At 65.3% G+C, this 17,784-nt stretch carries 11 protein-coding genes (1 of these 11 cut by a window edge); all 11 read right to left on the reverse strand.

Annotation, left to right across the window (positions count from 1 at the left end; genetic code table 11):
* Positions 1-3,966, reverse strand: the 5' portion of a protein-coding gene (locus tag N4264_RS16085; RefSeq protein WP_261693254.1) for a non-ribosomal peptide synthetase. 1,062 nt of this gene lie to the left of the window's left edge; only the first 3,966 of its 5,028 coding nucleotides appear in the window; it begins with the start codon at positions 3,964-3,966; its stop codon lies off the left edge, out of view.
* The gene (locus N4264_RS16090; RefSeq protein ID WP_261693255.1) at positions 3,959-5,323 is read right to left on the reverse strand and encodes an ATP-grasp domain-containing protein; all 1,365 of its coding nucleotides are present in this window, start codon (positions 5,321-5,323) and stop codon (positions 3,959-3,961) included. Before N4264_RS16090 ends, N4264_RS16085 begins: the two co-directional genes overlap by 8 nt.
* Positions 5,320-9,228, reverse strand: a complete 3,909-nt coding sequence (locus N4264_RS16095) for a cyclic peptide export ABC transporter (RefSeq protein WP_261693256.1) — start codon at positions 9,226-9,228, stop codon at positions 5,320-5,322. Before N4264_RS16095 ends, N4264_RS16090 begins: the two co-directional genes overlap by 4 nt.
* A gap of 88 nt (positions 9,229-9,316) precedes the next feature.
* A complete protein-coding gene (locus N4264_RS16100; RefSeq protein WP_261693257.1) occupies positions 9,317-9,520 on the reverse strand; it encodes an MbtH family protein in 204 nt (67 codons plus the stop codon).
* Positions 9,521-9,556: 36 nt separating this feature from the next.
* Complete coding sequence (locus N4264_RS16105) at positions 9,557-12,037, reverse strand: ABC transporter permease (RefSeq protein WP_261693258.1); 2,481 nt, start codon at positions 12,035-12,037, stop codon at positions 9,557-9,559.
* A gap of 10 nt (positions 12,038-12,047) precedes the next feature.
* Positions 12,048-12,728, reverse strand: a complete 681-nt coding sequence (locus N4264_RS16110; RefSeq protein WP_261693259.1) for an ABC transporter ATP-binding protein — start codon at positions 12,726-12,728, stop codon at positions 12,048-12,050.
* A gap of 24 nt (positions 12,729-12,752) precedes the next feature.
* Positions 12,753-14,000, reverse strand: coding sequence for an efflux RND transporter periplasmic adaptor subunit (locus N4264_RS16115; RefSeq protein ID WP_261693260.1), 1,248 nt, complete (start codon positions 13,998-14,000; stop codon positions 12,753-12,755).
* Positions 14,001-14,021: 21 nt separating this feature from the next.
* Positions 14,022-14,816: a thioesterase II family protein gene (locus tag N4264_RS16120; protein WP_261693261.1), complete on the reverse strand. Its 795-nt coding sequence runs from the start codon at positions 14,814-14,816 to the stop codon at positions 14,022-14,024.
* Between the two features lie 55 nt (positions 14,817-14,871).
* Entirely contained in the window at positions 14,872-15,588 is a 717-nt protein-coding gene (locus N4264_RS16125; RefSeq protein WP_261693262.1) for an aspartyl/asparaginyl beta-hydroxylase domain-containing protein, read from the reverse strand.
* A gap of 160 nt (positions 15,589-15,748) precedes the next feature.
* Complete coding sequence (locus N4264_RS16130) at positions 15,749-16,459, reverse strand: aspartyl/asparaginyl beta-hydroxylase domain-containing protein (RefSeq protein WP_261693263.1); 711 nt, start codon at positions 16,457-16,459, stop codon at positions 15,749-15,751.
* A gap of 164 nt (positions 16,460-16,623) precedes the next feature.
* Complete coding sequence (locus N4264_RS16135; RefSeq protein WP_425508281.1) at positions 16,624-17,652, reverse strand: thioesterase domain-containing protein; 1,029 nt, start codon at positions 17,650-17,652, stop codon at positions 16,624-16,626.
* Positions 17,653-17,784 lie beyond the last annotated feature (132 nt).

Raw genomic sequence — 17,784 nt, forward strand, 5'->3', positions numbered from 1 at the left:
CAGCGCCGACGGCACGGTGTTGATAAAGCGCAGTTCGTGCGCCGAGGCCGTGATGGCCAGCGCATGCGCCTGCAAGTGAATCGTTCCGCCGCAATACAACGTGCCGAACAGTTCGAAGGCGGAAAGATCAAAGCAGACCGATGTCGTGGCGGCCAGACCTTTCCACAGATTCTGCGGATAGTGCACCTGGGCCCACTGCAACAGGGCCTCCACGGCACCGTGCCGGATGCACACGCCCTTGGGAACGCCCGTGGAGCCCGAGGTGTAGATGACATAGGCCACCTGCTCGGCGGGCGGGCACATCACGACGCCCGCCGCGCTGTCCGACGATGGCGCGCTGCCGATTTCGAGCGTCGGCAACGATCCCGTCCCGCAGGGCACGCCACCTGCGTCGGTCAGCAGCAGCACCGGCCGCGCGTCGGCCACGATCCGCGCACTATGGTCCGGCGGATACGCCGGGTCGACCGGCACATAGGCCGCATCGGCCAGCATCACGCCCAGGAGCGCAGCGACCAGTGCGGGACTGCGCTGCATCCGCACACCGACGCGCTGTTCGCGTGCGACACCGCGGTTTCGCAGATCCGCCGCAATCGCCAGCGCCCAGCGGTACAGCGCAGCGTAGCTCAGGCGCGTGTCGCCAAAGACGATAGCCGTCGCGTCGGGTTGGCGCTCGACCTGTCGCGCAATGATGGTCAACCAGGTCGCATCGCCATGCGCTGGCAGTGCGTCGTCCGGTCGCTGCACGCTCCAGAGCGTTTCCGGAATCACGACAGCATCCCGAATGTCAGTGGCGTGGGTCGCGTCTCCGGCGAGCAGCCGGCACAGACTGTCCGTCAGCGCACGCGCGAGCGGCTCGGACATCGCATCGATGCGGTAATCCACGGCAAGCGTGATCCGGTCATCCGTCGCCACGACGGTGACGGCGTAGTGAGGCCGTCGCTGCGCCGCGAGCGGCTCGTACGCGTCGAAGCGCCACCCGGCCAATTCGTAGGTGTTTCTATCCGGGCGGAAACCACCACTGGGCAGGGCCGGCAGCACGTTGACGAGGATCTGCAGCGGATCCGCTGCGGACCCGCCAAGCGGTGGCGCGGCAGCAAAGGAATTGGCCTGCGCGCCTGCACACTGGGCGTGCACCTCGCTGACCAGTGTTTCCCACGACGCACCACCGGACAGGTCCACGATGATCGGTGCCGGTTCGACGCAGTAGCCCTGGGTGACGGAAAAGCGCGCAGCGCGGCCTGCCAGCGGAGCACAGACCGCTACCCGGGACTGGCCCGTCCAGCGCGCGACGACCGCCCCGACGGCAGCCACCGCCACGCTCAGCATCGAACCACTGCGACGTGCCGCCTGCAGCCATCGCGCGCCGCTCACGTCCGCGTCGAGACGGCAAGTCGGTCCGGCAGCGGAAATCAGGTCCGCCGCACCCGGCCACTGCGCGGGCGTCGGAAAATCGACCAGTCGTTCGTGCCAGTAGTGACGCATGGCTGCGCCGGCCGGCGACGCGAGCAGAGCCTGCTGCGCGCCGACGAACTCGGCGTACGGCGCCACATTTGAAACGTCGAAACCGTGATAACGCAGTGCCAATTCACGCACCGCATGGCATAGCGACGTGGCATCCGTAACCAGGTGATGCGCCTGCACGATCAGATGATCGCCCTGCAAACCGGGCAGGTAGTGCAGGCGGAACAACGCATCCGTCGCCGGATCCAGCGCCATTCCGGCAAGGATCGAGCCCTGTTCCGCGGCGTCGGCGTGCGGATGGACGAAGAACGCACGCGGGGCCGAGTCGGCGCGTTTCCAGGATGGGCCATCCGCGGTGCTGTGCACGTTCATCCGCAACAGGGGATGAGCCGCCAGGAAATCAGTAAACGCCTGCTCGATCCGCTCATGCGACAGGCTACTTGCCAGGCGCAGAACCACGCAGAGCGTCAATTCCGCCGAGTGCGGCCGGCGGAGCTGGTCGAACCACAGCGCCTGCTGATTGGCCGACAGCCGGCTGGAAGAATCTGCCGGTACAGCGGGTGCCTCCGCTGCTGACCGCACCGCGGCGGCGGCCTGCGCGAGGCAGACCGCACCGGCCAGCGACGTCGCATCCAGGTGCAGTCCGCGCTGTTCCAGCAGCCACGACTGCACCTGGTGCACGGCCAGCGAGTCCAATCCGTTTTCTGCCGCAGATGCCGCAAAATCCACCTGTTCCGCCGCGATGCCCACTGCTGCCATGGCATCGGCAAGCGCCCGCTCCGGCGTTGATTCGGCCGGTCGACGCGCAGCGGCGCGCGCTGTCGGCGCGTGCGCTGCCGTCCATTCGGCCGCGATACGTCCGCGCTGCAATTTGCCACTGGTCGTTCGCGGCAAGCTGCCGGCGCGGACGAGGCGCACCAGCGGCACTGCGACATCAAACGCCTCACCCACCGCGGCGCGAATCGCGCGAACGGCATCCACGGCGTCGCGCGTCGCTCCGCGTCGCCATTCGGCGACGACCGCAAGGCACTCCTGTCCATTGTCGGCAGCGGCCACCGCCGCGCACGCGGCCGGGTCGAGGCCGGGCACGGCGGCGCAGACCACCTGCTCAATATCGTGCGGATAGAGGTTACGGCCGCGAACGATGACCAGCTCCTTGCGCCGTCCGCATACGAAGAGTTCGCCGGCTTCCGTGAAGTAGCCCAGGTCACCCGTGGCCAGCCAATCGCCGACGCCATCGGCGGTGACCTGCGCAAAGCCCGTATCGCTGCGCGCCGCACCGGCGTATCCGTGGGCCACCGACGGGCCCCGCACCCAGATCTCGCCGACGCGGCGTGCTTCCAGGCGTGTTCCGGTTGCGTCCACGATCGCCACGGAGTCCTCACCGGTGACCTGGCCGCAACTCACCAGCGCCATGCCCTGCCCGTCGTCGGCGACAACAGCGCGGCCCTCGGCCAGCGCCTCCGCGCGAATCGACTCGGCCACGAACTGGCGCCCGGGCGGGCCACCGCTGACGAAAAGTGTCGCTTCCGCCAGGCCGTAGCACGGTACAAAGGCATCGCCCGGAAGGCCCTGCGCGGCAAAGCGTCGCGTGAACGCGGCCGCCACGGACGCATCGATGCGCTCTGCACCGCAGAAGGCCGTTACCCAACGGGAAAGATCCAGTTCTCCACATCGATCAGCGCGTTCCACGCACAGGCGATAGGCAAAGCTCGGCGCCCCGCTGACGCTCGCGCCGAACCGGGCAATCGCCTGCAGCCAGCATTCCGGCTGGCGCAGAAATGCGGCCGGCGCCATGAAGGTCATCGGAAATCCGGCATAGATCGGGTTCAGCACCGTGCCGATCAGCCCCATGTCATGGAACATCGGCAACCAGCTCACGCCGACGCTGTCCGGATGTGTCGCAAACGCGTCGGTGATCCGGCGCTGGTTAGCGAGGATGTTGGCGTGAGTGACGCGCACGCCACGCGGCTGCGACGTCGAGCCGGAGGTGAACTGGAGAAAAGCCAGGGTATCGCCTTCCGGTAACCTCCAGTCGATCACACCATCCTGCGCCGGCGGTGCAGACAGATCGACGTCGATCCGTGGCAGCGACGCCAGAGCAGACTGCCCAAACGCTGCGCGATCCCCATCGACACCGAGCAGGGCGTCGATCCGTGCGCTTCCCTGCAACGCCGCCAACCGCCGCCACTGCTCCGGCTTGCGCGGAACCGGCATCGGTACCGCAACGGCGCCGGCCATCAGGCAGCTCACGAATGCCACGACGAACTCCAGCCCGGGCGGGAACGCCAGCAGTACGTTCCTGCCGTACAGGTCCTGATCGCGCAATTGCTGCGCCAGCGCGACGCTGCGCTGCCACAGGTCGCGCCAGGACAGCTCGGTGTCGACAACCAGGCCATCGCGCAGAAACCGGAATGCCGTCTGATCCGGCGAACGGCGCACACTCGCTTCCAGGCAGGTGACCAATGTGGCGGCCTGCGCGACCGCGGCGCGGCGATCAGTCATGCAGGCAGAACAACCCTTCCTGGCCGGCGCGGCCGACATTGATGACGCCGTCGGTCAGCGAACGGGGCTTCATGCGGATCGTTCCCCCGGCCGGCGTGCCGCCCACGATGAACGCGCCCCATACCACGTCGTGGTCGGAATAGCCGGTCTCCGGATGATGGAACACATAGGGCTTGGACGACGCGCACTGCTGCAGCAGCCACTGGTGATCGCCCAGCGCAGCGTCGATGCGGGCCTGCCAGGTTGCGGCGTCCGAATAGCGTCCCAGCACGACACCGCGGCCACCGTAGTCGCGCGCCGGCTTCAGGACGAAGCGTTCACGCTGGCTCAGCGCGAGTTCGCGCAGATCGTGCTCGGCGTCTTCGAATCGGACCGGCCCCGGCAACATCAGGCTTGTCCACGGAATCAGCGCATCAATCACGCCGATTTCGTCGCGCGTGAACCAGGCATCGTCGCGCATGGCCGTCATCAGCGCGAAGGTGCGCTTGTCGCCGGAGAAGAAACTCGTGGGACCGTCGAAGGCGACCAGATGCCCCGCCGTGCAGGCAGCAAATGTCTGGCGCGACACGCCTTGCCCGTCATTCCGGACGAGCACGTGCACCGGCTGGCCATTGCAGGTCACGCCCGAGGGCCCGTAGGTCAGTTCAGATTCGTCGACGATCGTCGACGTGACACATTCCATGCCCAACCGCTGCGCCGCCTCGGCAAACCATCTCGCCACGTGCACGCTGGCGAACTCCCGGAACCGGGGATCGACGAGCATCGCCAGGCCAGCGCGACCACCAGCGGCAACATCGGGCTGTCGCCGGCAGATCTTCGCGACGTGGTCGAAGAGATAGCCAACGGTGTCCTTGCAACGCAGGGAAAGACCCTGGCGCTCCAGGTACTGCGCCGTGACCGGCGTGTCGAGATAGATCGGCAGCCAGGCCTGCGCGTAGAAGCCGCTGGCACCAGCGCCCATATTGGCTTCGAGAATCCTGAACCCGTCGTCCCCGTACATCAGGTCCAGCCGGTAGACCTCGTCGTCATAGCACGACGGCACGTCGAGCACCTTGACCGCCGTTTCGGCATCGGTCATACCCCAGAACCGCGCCGCCAGCGATGGCGCCGCCCGGACCAGGCGCAACGGCATGCCGACGATCAGGCGACCCGCCTGGCGCGTGACCTCTTCCAGGCGCTCCAGGAACGGCGTGCCGACCAGGAGCGGAACCGGCTGGTCCACGGACCAGTCGTGCAAATGGGGCATGCCGCGACCGGGCACCAGGGGGCCAGAGGCGAACGGCTGCTCCGCCAGATAGCGCGCGAACCGTTCGGATTCGGGCGACAGTTCGCGATGGCTGTCGAAGGCACTACTCATGGCGCGGTTCCTGGCAAAGGGAGAAAGCCTGTCGCGACGGTGTCGACGACAAGCACACGGTCCGGCAGATGCGACGAAGTGAATCCGGACGGGCGCGTCGCCGCGGTGTCCACATAGGACTCAACCGCGACGTACACGTCTTCCGGCAAGGCAGCGGCACCGACGAATTCCAGCGTCAGCGTGCGGCGCACATCCAGGCCATCGCGCAGGACGAAAAGCTGGTAACCGCCCGTCTTGATGAGACCCGTCGCGTCGATCCGCTGGCCATCGTCCAGCACGATTGCGCGCAGCTGCGCCGGTGAGGGAACGGCAATCGTCAGGGAATTGGCCCCCCTGTGGGATGCGAGCGTGAGACGCAGCGTGCGCGAACGCACTTCGAACTGTCCCAGCCGCTCGATCGCGCCACAGCACTCCACACGACGGAATACCTGAGACGACTCACCGCTCCAGGGAAACAGCGCGGCGTCGCGGCGTTCAAACCCATCGGGAATCGTCGCACTGTCACCGCGCACGGATTCATAGGCCTGGTTCGAATCACGCCGCACGATGCGATCGGTGTTGTATGTCGGCGTGTCGCGGCTATCCAGCTGACTGACGGCGAAGAACTGCACGGCGACAGCGGCAGCCAGCGCTCCCAACATCGCGAAGCCTCGGGTCGCCGGCATCGCGACGCGACCGGAACCGCTCCAGGGCAACCACACCACGAGCCAGAGCGCAGCGCCCAGGCCCGGAGCAGGAAGCCGGGAAACACCAGCCACCTGCACGATGGCATCCTGAAGCAAGGGCCAGCTGGCGACGAACGCCAACGCCGGCGCCACCAGCGGATACTGCGGCAGGTAGCGCCAGGCGAGCACGAAGAATACCGTTCCAGTCACGACCGGCAGAGCCAGTCCGGGCGCGAACCACGACAGCAGGAGTGCCACGAGCGACAGGACACAGGCGTTCGCCGGCGTGGCGTATTCCGACTGCCCGGCAAATCGCAGGGCAGCGGCCAGCGCCACGGCCGAAACAATCGGCCAGCCCATCCGAATGACAGGCGCACTGATACCGAGGGCTTGCGCTGCAGCGTCGAACGCCGCTCCCGCCACCAGCGCGACAGATACGACACCGAGCGTCCACAGTGTCCGCAGTCCCAGCGCGGCCAGCTGGTGCGGCTGCCAGCGACGAGCGGTGAATGCTATGACTGCGATAGCGACCAGCAGCAGCCCCCACATCACGGCTACCGGCATCCACAGGTGGATACCGGCAACGCGGGCGCCAATGACGGCGGGCAACCCCGCCGGGAGAGGCGCCGAATTCCAGTACGTGTGCGCGGACGCACGCAGCACTGCGGCCAGCCGTGTGAACTGCGCTTCGTCCAGGCGCTCCAGGCGATCGCCGGACAGGTGATAGCCACCGTCGCCCACGACGTGGCCCAGGGAAACACCCGCGATTCCCGCGCGGGAATAGACGGACAGGTCGGTCGTGTTCGGCATCAGCCGGTACAACGCGCCAATCGCCCCGCTGTAGGACAGGCCAGCCGCCGATTTCAATGCCACGGCAAACGTCGTCGCCGGGATGGCTCCCAGGTCGTAAGCCACCAGGGGGCCCGCCGCGCCGAGCGAGTCGAGGTTGACGACATAGCCCGCCCGATTCGCCAGCGGGTGCTGGTTGACGAAGGCCTTGGCGCCCCGCGCTCCCTGCTCTTCGGCATCGGTGAACAGAAGAATCAGGTTCTGCGTCACGTTCTCGCGCACAAAGCTGGACTGGGCAAATGCCATGACGGCCGCCACGCCCAGCCCGTTGTCGGCGGCGCCGGGGCCAGCCGGCGCGGAATCGTAGTGCGCACTGATAACCAGGGCCGGACGCGACGAGTCAGGCAGCCGGCTGGCGATGATGTTGCGCAGCGAGACACACTGGCGCGTGTCGCAATCGGTGGCGCGCTGATTCTCGACGGAGAAACCCGCCAGGCGCAGATCGTTCTCAAGCCGGTCTGCCATCGCGTCGTTGCGGAGGCTGCCGGTCGGGTGCGGTTGCTGCTCACCGAGCCACGTCGCCAGGTAGCGCTGGGCCGCGCGCCCGACCGCGACATCGTCCGTGCTTTCCACACCACGCGTGCCCAGGTTCGGGATCGCAGCCGCCAGTAGGACCAGGCCCATCGCCAGCACCGTTGCGACACGCCGGGAACCCGGCCGGCCCCGTAGCAGCGTCGGCAACGACGGTTCCTCCGTGGTGGAGGGAGAAGCGGCGCCCTCGGCGGGATCGATCGCAAGCGCTGCCGGAATCTGCCAGCGATCCCCTTCGGCAACCGGCGACGCCACGTCTTCCCGCGAGCGGCGGAACTGGCCGTCGGACAGTACGTACAGGTGATCGGCCGTCGCGAAGAAGGCCTCGTCGTGACTGACGACGATGACTGCCTTGTTCTCCCGCTTGAGGGCGGGAATCACCTGCGTGTACAGAAACCGTCGGAAGTGCGGGTCCTGGTCGGCCGCCGGTTCGTCGAAGAGATAGATGTCCTTGTCTTCGGCCAGCGTCGATATCAGCGCAAGCCGCCGGCGCTGGCCGGTGGAAAGACGCGTCTGGCTCCAGCGATTGCCCTGCAGTGCTGTCTTGCCGTCTAGTCCGAAATCGGCAAGCAGTGTCTCGATCGCCGCACGCCGTCCCGGAGTCAGGTGCTCCACGGACAACGGAAGCGTAGGGAACGGGAAATAGTCGAAAAACAACGCGGCAAACCGCTCCCTCAGGTGGAGTGCCGACGCGACGGGGTTGCCATCAGCCAGCAGCTGTCCCGACTCCGGTGCGTAGAGACCACAGATCAGCTTGCACAGCGTGGACTTGCCACTGCCGTTGCCTCCGGTAATGAACGTGACTTCGCCGCGACGCACGACCAGGTCGATCGGGCCGACCGAAAATAGCGGGCGTGCGCGTTCATCGCGGTAGCTGAAGCCCACGCCGCGCAGCTCGATGGACTCGGCGACCGGTACCGGCGTCTGCGGTGTGGTGTCATCGTCCAACACGAGTTCGTCGAGGCGTCGCAAGGCCACGCGCGCATAAGTGAAGCGCTGCATCACATTGATCAGACTTCCAACCGGCCCGCGCAGGTAAAAGGTGACAAGCAACGTCTGCGCAAGCACCGCCTTGTCCAGGCCCAGCAGCGCCGACGGCAGGCTGACCATCATCACCAGCAGCAGCAACAGGAAGATCTCGGTCCACTGCCCCGAAATTTCCCAGTGCAGATCAGACCGCACCACAGCACGCCGGATAGTTTCCAGCAGGCTCTCCATGTCGCGATGCAGGAAACGCGAGCGGCGACGCTCGCTGAGCATGAACTCCTTCTTGCCGTAGGCCAGCGCTTCGTAGGCCTCGATCAGGCTGTCCTGGGTGTGGCGCTCGTCATTGAGAATCCGCGCCGCACGGCGCTGGAACACCACCGAGACGGCTACGCCGATGCCAGCGACGCCGAGCACAAACAACACCAGTTTCCATGACAGATAGGCAACGTAGCCGATCCCGCACAGCAGCAGCAGGGTGCTGAACAGAGCGATCGGAATGCTCGCGAGCGCGTGCGCCACCTGGTACGCATCGACGGTCAACGCGGAATAGACACGCGGCGGACCGATTTCCTCGATGCGCCGCACCGAGGCCCCCATGAACCGCGTGATCAGGTCACGCCGAATCCGCAGCGTGGCGTCCTGGGCGAGTGTGCTGAGCAGGTAGCGCGCCGACGTATTGAGGACAAGCAATCCGAGCAGCAAGAGTGCAGCGGACCAAAATCCCATGCGCGGCGCGGATGCCGAAATCGAACGGCCGATCTCGGCGATGACGAAGATGCCAACTGCGGCCGCGACGGCGCTCAACGCCGCTGCGAACAGCATTGATGGCAGCATGTCGCGCAGCGCGAACCATTGTGCGCTGCTGCCGGGCATAGCTGGCGACGGCCGCCCGATGACCTCTTCGACGGTCGCACGCGACTCCCTCGCGTCAACCGCGCCCTCCCCCCGAATGACATGCGACTTACGCTTCGCCGAGCGCTTTTCGCAGGCTCAGCGGACGCATGTCTGTCCACACCTTCTCGATGTAGTCCAGGCACGCTTCGCGCGGCTGCGCCTCACCCACGGCGCTCCACCCTGACGGCAGCTCCCGGTCGGCCGGCCAGATGGAATACTGCTCTTCGTGATTGATGACGGCGAAATACAGCAAATCCGTGTTGGTATCCATCGTTTCTACTCCTGATCGAAACAGTATCTCGTGTGCTCAGCTGTCTTTGAGGTAGCGAACCGGGCTGGCCGCCGCTACCCGGGCGGTAAACGCCAGCAACAATAGAAAGGCGCAGCACAGGCTCAGCAGGGCGCCTCCGGCAAACCAGGACCACGACACCGGCACGCGCAGGTCGAAATTCTGCAGCCAGCGCAGGATCATCCAGTACGACAAGGGCAGGCTCAGCACCACGGCGACCAGGATGTGCCGCATCTGCTGCATCGACACCAGCTGCGCAATCTGCAACGGCGATGCGCCGACCACGCGGCGCACGGCCAGCTCCTTGGCGCGGCGGCGCATGACGAACGCCGCCAGGCCCAGCACACCCAGAACGGAAATCAGCAGCGCTGCCCCCGTGAACATCAGCACCATGCGGAACTGCTGCTGCTCGCCGCGCAACTGGCCGGTCAGGCGAGTCGTCATCGGCGTGGCATCGCTGACGAAGCCGGGCACCAGACGGATCCAGAGCTGGCGCACGTTCTCCTGCAACTGCGGGTTGCCCGGATCCGTCGACGACACCAGGAAGAAACGCGGCTCGTGCCGGTTGACGTTCCAGTCGACGCGCGCCCGGTAGACCATCGGCTGGACAGCCTCCTTCGGGCTGCCGTAGCGGATATTCTCCACTACGCCGACGATGCGCATGGCCAGGGCAGCCTGGTTCTTGTCGGCGGCACGGACAACCTGGTCCAGGGCCAAGTCGGGCGATGCAAAACCCAGTTCTGCCGCGGCGGCCTGGTTCACCACCACGTTCACCTCACGCTCCTCGTCAGCCTTGTCGGGAACGCGATAGCTGTCGGAGCCGAAGTTCGGATCGAACAGGCGTCCGGCAACCGACCTGACGCCCAATGCACTGAAGAATCCGAAGTCGATGTCGTTGATCACCACACCGCGCGCATCCGTAGGCGCCGCGCCCTGGCGCAGCAACTGCTGTGGCGAGGGCGTCTGCGTGGTGGGTAGCGCGTTGGCGATCGACACCCGCGTCACCGTGGGCAACGCCGCCAGCTGCGCGCTGATTTCGCCGAAGGCGTCGTGACTACCTTCGCCATTGACGACGAGCTTGTCGTCCATGACAAAGCCGCGCGGCAGGTGGCGCACATAGGCAATCTGCGAATAGATCGCGAGCGAGCCCACGATCAGCGCCGTGGACACCAGGATCTGCAGCATCACCATGATCTGGCGAAGGCGCCCGCCGGAGAGCAGGCGTCCATCGGACGTCGCACTCTCGCGCAGCAGCGCCACGGGCTCGGCGCGGGACAGCAGCAACGCCGGAACGCTGCCGGCCACCGCCGTTGCAAGCACAGCGGCAAGCACCACCTGGCCGATGACCATCGGCGCCAGAATCGTATCGACGGCAATGGGGCGCGCCACAAATGACGCAAATGGCGAGATCAGCAAGGCCGCGACGCCAAAGCTGAGAACGAGCGCGACGGTCGCAAATGCCAGGGCTTCACCGATCAGCTGTCCGTTCACGTCGGTGCGCGTGGCGCCCAGAATCCGGCGCATTCCGACTTCCTTGGCGCGGCGGGTAGCCTCGGCCACGCTGAGGTTGGCGAAATTCACGCCCGATATCAGTAGCAATACGAAGGCGATTGCGAGGAATACGAGCAGCTGTACGCGATCGCCCTTCTTCGCGTGGTCCAGATAGGTGCGGTACTTGTTCGAGTCCAGGTACGCGTCGGTCACGTGCTGCAGAAAAAGCGGCAGTCGCGCGGCATAGTCCTCGCCCTGGTGGCGCACCAGGGTATCGCGCAGCGCGGCATCGGCTGCGGCGAACCGGTCGGCCCGGTCAAACAGCAGATACGTCGGATAGCACTGGCAATTGTCCCAGCCAGTGATGCGTTCGCGGTCGACGTTGCCGTTCTCCTTGGCCATCTGGAAGAACGATTCCAACGGCAGGAGCACATCCGGCGACAGGTGCGAGTCCGCGCGCCAGTTCGGCATAACGGCCGTGACCGTCACTTCCTGCTTGCCCCCCAGCAGCAAGCGGCTGCCCACGACATCGGTACGGCCGAAATACTTGAACGCGGCACGCCGCGACAGCACCGCCGAATAGGGGTTCTCCAGCGGATTGCTGGCACCCGCGTCGATCGTGACGTCAAACACCTGCAGAAACGCAGGGTCGACAAACAGGGCGACTTCATTGAAGCGCGCCTGTCCCTGCTGAAGCATGATGCGCAACGGCTGCATCCGCGCCGTCGCGACGACGCCGGGGATGTCCGTGCGCGCGGCGTCGGCGAAGGGGTACGGCGGGCTGACCGAGCGCTGGCCCGTTTTCACATCGCGAATCTGGATGACGCGCGCAATCCGGTCGCCCTGGCTCAGCCAGGCGTCGTAGTGCGATTCGTAGTTGACGAAGGCAAGGATCAGGATGCAACCGACAAAGCCGATCACGAACCCCACCAGTTTCAGCAGCGCGGTCCAGGGCTGCTGCAACGAAGCGCGCAGCGCCATCATGACCGGGGCCATCAATGCGGACATGTCCGGCTCCTCAGCTCGACGCGTGCAGCTGCCCGTCGCGCAGACGGACGATCCGCCCTGCCCGGCTGGCATCATCGTCAGAATGCGTGACCATCACGATGGTGGAACCCTGCGCGTTCAGCGTGGACAGGATCTCCAGCACTTCTTCGCGATTGCGCGAGTCCAGGTTGCCGGTTGGTTCGTCTGCCAGCAGGAGTTTCGGACGATTGACGATTGCGCGCGCAATGGCGGCGCGCTGTTGCTGGCCACCGGAGAGCTGTGAGGGCATGTGATCGCCGCGCGCGCTCAGGCCGAGCTTTTCGAGCGCCTCATCGGCCATGCGCGAGGCCTCCTTGCCACGGATGCCGTGGTAGTACACGCCCAGCTCGACGTTGGCGCGAACCGTCAGTTCGTCGATCAGGTTGAAACTCTGGAAAATAAAACCAATGTACTTTTTACGCAAACCAGTGCGATGGTCTTCGCTGCCACCGACGGTTTCATTGCCCTCCAGCTGGTAGCTGCCACCGTCGGCGCGGTCGAGCAGGCCCAGGACATTGAGCAGGGTCGACTTGCCGCAACCGGAAGGCCCCATCACCGCGACGAACTCGCCTCGTTGGATCTCGAAAGAAACGCCTTCGAGCGCCGTTGTTTCGAGCCGGTCGGTACGGTAGCGCTTGTGCAGCGACGTGACGCGAATGATGGGATCGGACATGGAGAGTTCGCCGTGAGAGGAGTTTCAGTTCAGCACGCGGATTTCCGCGGCCTCGCCAAAGGTTTCGTAGGAGGAAGTGATGACGTACTCGCCAGCCTTGAGACCGGAAAGTACCTCGATGGCCGATTCACTCTGCCGGCCGAGCTTGAGGTCGCGGCGTTGTGCCGTGCCGCGGCTCTCGTCGTAGACGTAGACGTAGCGACCGCCGGTCTGCGCCACGTAGGGCCCCGACGCAACCTGCAACGCAGAAGCCCCATTGGACAACTGCAGTTGCAGCGACAAACTCTGGCCCATGCGCAGGTCAGCCGGCTTCTCGCCGACGAAATCCAGGTCAATGCGAAACTGGCCGTTGGTCACCTGGGGGTAAATACGCTTGACGGCCAGCGGGAACGACTTTCCGCCGTAGAGAACAGTCGCGTGCTGCGCCACCTGCAGCCGCGGGATATAGAACTCATCGACGTTGGCCTGGACCTTCAGCTGCGATTCGTCGTCGATCTGACCGATCACGTCGCCTTCGCGCAGGGTCGATCCGACTTCGGCCTTGAGCGAAGTCAGGCGGCCGTCGATGGGCGAGCGCACGGCCAGGCGATCAAGCACTTGTTGGGCGATATCGATGTTCTTGTGCAGCATGGACACAGTCGACTGCAGCTCCCGCTCCTGGCGTGAACGCAAGGCCAGGTTCTCGGCCAGCGAATGCTCGACGAGCTTCTTGAGCTGCTCCTGTTGCTCGACATTGCGTTGCGCGTCTTCCAGCGTTTCCACCGATACCGCGCCGGTCTTGCGCAGTTCGGTCAAGCGTTTGAGCTGCCGCCGGTGTTTGTCGAGCTGAGTCTGCGCGGCGAGCAGTTCGCGTCCCAGTTCCAGGCGTCGCTGCTCGGAGGAGATCTGGTTTCCGAGCAGGAGGTTGGTCTGCTCGGCCAGGTCGGCCTGGCCGCGCACCACGGCCAGTTGCAGCGAGGTATTGCTGATTTCCAGCAGCAGGTCGCCCTTCTTGACCGCCGTGCCTTCCTTGATGTGGATCTTCTCCACGCGGCCGCCTTCGCTGGCACCCAGCACGACCGAGGTCTCCGGCATGATGGCGCCGCGCAGATTGACGGCGTCCTCGAAATTGGCCTGGCGCACCTGGGCGACACTGATGGAATCTTTCTGGACGCCCGGCAAACTGCGGCTGCGGATTTCGCGTACCAGCAGCAACGCCGCGAACACGCCACCGACAACCATGGCAATGCGACGCCAACGACGCGCCGGGCTCACTTCAATCGGTCTATCCATGGCAGATGGCCGGAACAGTGGTCATACGAAATGCAACTCCGGGAGTTCCTGCGCAGCGCCAGCCAGTGGCGGACGATATTCCGCGACATGCTGGACAACCCAACGCAGGAGTTCATCGCGATGCGTGTTGATGAAGAAGTGTCCGCCGTCGAAGGCATGCTGCCGGAATGACAGGGAGGTCAGCTCGGCCCAGCGTGCAATGTCGCTTTCGGGAAAATCGCCGTCCTGCCGGCCGGCAAAGGTGACAAACGGCACCGCCAGTGGCGGTTCGATGACGTGCTGGTAGGTGTCGTTGATCGCCAGATCCGCCCGCAGCGTCGGTTCGACGAACTCCAGCAGTTCGGGCAATGCCAGCATTTCTTCGGGCATCCCCCCCATCGCCACGAGTTGCGCGAAGAACGCCGTGCGCGGCAAGTTGAAGACAGGTTCGCGCCGCATCGGCACGTGCGCCGCCGAGCGGCCCGACAGCATCAGCAGGTACGGCAATTGACCGCCTCGCCGACGCAGTTCACGCACCGTCTCATAGGCCATCAGCGCGCCGAGGCTGTGCCCGAAACACGCAACCGGACGCCGATCGGATGAGACCAGCGTATCGGCGATGTGGGAAGCCGCCCGTTGCGAATCGCGAAATGGCGCCGTATCCACGAGCGATTCGCGACCCGGCAGACGGACGATACTCAGCTCGATGTCCAGCGGCAGACGATCGAGCCAGTGATAGAACACCGCGGCGCCACCGCCGGCATAAGGAAACACGACCAGGCGGCTACGGGCTGTCGGGTTGGGTCGCGGCGTCACCAGGAATGGCGAGGAGGTCATGGGCTTTCCGGCCTCGCGCCGCGGACTTTGCCGCCATAGTGGTGAACCGGCACGGTCACTGGACCAGCGCCTGCTGCTGCGCACGCTTGGCGTAGGACGCGTGCAGGACGCGCTTGGCGATCTTGCCGCCATGGCGTCGATAGAGGCGATGCGTCAACCAGGCCACCCAGGCCGGTACCGGCCGGTAAAAATCCACAATCAGCACAATGCGCTCAGCCTCGGCTTCCTTGGTCACGCCATGCTCGTAGGTGGCATCCATCACGAACGCCTCGCCTTTGCGCCAGTGCGCCCTTCCGTCGCCCACATCGATGTAGCACGCCCCCTCGGCAGGTACGACCAGGCCCAGGTGCATGCGCAGGGTGCCGTTCTCCGCATCGCGATGTCGCGGAATGTGCTTCCGCTCGGGCGGAAGCCGCGAAAACATAATGCTGCACATGCCCGGTGCAATCGACTCCGCCAGCTTGACGGTTTCGGGAAAATGTTCCGCTACGTTGGGCATGCGCTCGCCGTAGACCAGCAGATGCAGCAGCTCCCAGCGATCAGTTCCGTACTGCGACGTACGGCCAGGATCGAGGTCTTCCTTGTCCGGCATGCTCATGCCGTTGCGAAGGTAGCGCTGGAATTCCGCCAGCACCGTTTCATGGGCTTCCTCGAATTTCGACAGCCAGGGCAATGCGTCGCGACGCCACAACGGGCCGCGTCCGATCAGCGAAAATCGCTTGAGAAGCGGGTCGACACGCCGGAAATAGGTTTGCCACAAACGAGTCGTCACGCGTCGCGTCCTGTCAGTGGTGGAGGGAACCGCCTGCAGGGCAAACCTGTCAGGTTGTGTATCCGTGTTGAACTCTGCTGCCGGCAGGCGGGCGACTCGTGAAGTGTCGGACCAGTACTGGCAGTCGATCCATTCATCGGCATGTTCAAGCCTTCCTGGATCATGCCTTGGACGCCTGGCACAGACGCGCGTAGGCCGATTGCATCATGGCCTTCGCCTGCAGGCCGACATGCACGGCATAAAAGCGGCGCTGCAGCCACGCGACCCACGAAGGCAACGGATGCAGGAAATCGACGATCAGGATGATGCGTTCCTCGTCGGCGTCCTTGCGTACTTCGTGCTCATTGGCGCCCACGTCCATCACAAACGCCTCGCCCACTTTCCACGCCAGCGGCTGGCCGGCAATCTCGATCTGGCACACGCCCGACGCCGGCACTTTCAGTCCCAGATGCATCCGCAGCGTGCCGGATTCGCCATCCCGGTGACGCGGAATGTGCTTGCGCTCCGGTGGAAGCCGCGAAAACATCACGGTGCGGATATCGGGAATTACCGCCAGCGCGGCCAGCGTGGCCGGAAAATGGGGAGCGACCGGTGCGATGCGCTCGCCGCACAGCATCAGGTGCAGCAGTTCCCAGCGCTCGGGACCATAGTGGGACGTGGTGCCGGGAGCGAGGTCTTCCTTGTCCGGAACGCGATGGCCGCCATCGAGCCAGCGCGCGAACTCATCGCTGATCGCACCGTGGGCCTGTTCGATACGGGCCAGCCATGCCAGCGAGTCGCGGCGCCAGACGGGCCCTGAGCCGATCGGTGAAAACCGTTTCAACCAGGGGCTGGCGTAGCTGAAATAAAGCGACGCTATACGCTGCAGCATCGACTACTTTCCCGTCTTTCGTCGAACGATGTTCCACTCAGCCGCTAGCGGCGTGAGCCAACGAACTATAGTACACGACTTCGTAAACATGATGCAGGTTGTCCTCTGCGGCAGTTTGTACCCGCGGCCCGCCGCTGCCGGCGCGATAGGGGAGCGCTTCAGCGTCATGCGGGCTGACCCGAAACGAATACGGCGTCGGAAATTCCGTCCATCGCCGGCACCACGTGTTGCACGTGCGCCACGATGGGCGCGATGTGTTCCGCGTCAAACAGCGTGTTGTGTTCGCCGGCCAGCCAGTGAACGCTGACCGGTCTGGCGCAGAATGCCTGCCAGCCCAGGTCGGGCACCACGTTGCTGTCGCGGTGAAAACCCGCATCGTCGATGCGAAGCAAATCGACCTTGCACTGCAACATGGCGGACGGGCGGTAGGCATTCTTCGCGACGTTGGTCAGTATCACCTCCAGTACGGCGCGCCGCATCATCGCTTCGGTACCCGGCTCCGCGCGCGACCAGTCGATGCGTTCCGCCACGGCTGCCGCCTGTTCCTCGGGGCTCAGCGCAGCAACGGTTTCGAGCCAGTCGCTGCCGACCGTCTGCAAGCTGACCATCGACAATTGCGTTTCGATAAAATGACGCTGGTCCACAAAGCCGTCATCCACGCCCGGCGGATGACCGTCGATGATGACCAGGCGCTCCACGCGCCGGCCGGCGGCTTCCAGCTGTGTGGCCACTTCGAACGCGATCATGCCGCCGAAACAGTAGCCCAGCAGCGTCAGCGGTGCGCCCTCGTCCGCCGCACGAATGGCCGCGCAGTATTCCATGGCCATCGCTTCGACGGAGCGGTGCGGTGGCAATGCGTCAGGCGCAAAGCGGCGTGACTGCACCGCATGGATCGTGCGTCCGCCGCCCAGCGCATCCGCAAGCGAGCGATAGCACTGGATTCCCCCACCACCCGGATGGATGCAGGCCAACACAGCCCCCCCATCGTTGCGCGCCAACGTGACCAACGGCGTCCACGAAGCGGGCCGCGCCTCCACCAGCGACACCAGATGAGCAACGGTCGGTGCGCGCACGAATTCGGCGAGGCTGACATGTCTGCCAAACCGGCTGCGCACCAGACTGACCAGCTGCACCGCCTGCAGCGAATCCCCCCAGAGCGCGGAAATCCGACGATGCCTCCACTGGTGATCCACGTCCCAGCAGTTCGCGCCACAGCGCGATCATTTGTTGCAAGATGGATTCGTTGCCACCCGGAGCGGCGGCCGCATCACGGTCAGTCGACGGACCGGACGTTGCTGCCCGGCCCAGCCACTGGTCCATGCGCT

It is taken from the genome of Tahibacter amnicola (assembly GCF_025398735.1).
GTDB classification, from domain to species: domain Bacteria; phylum Pseudomonadota; class Gammaproteobacteria; order Xanthomonadales; family Rhodanobacteraceae; genus Tahibacter; species Tahibacter amnicola.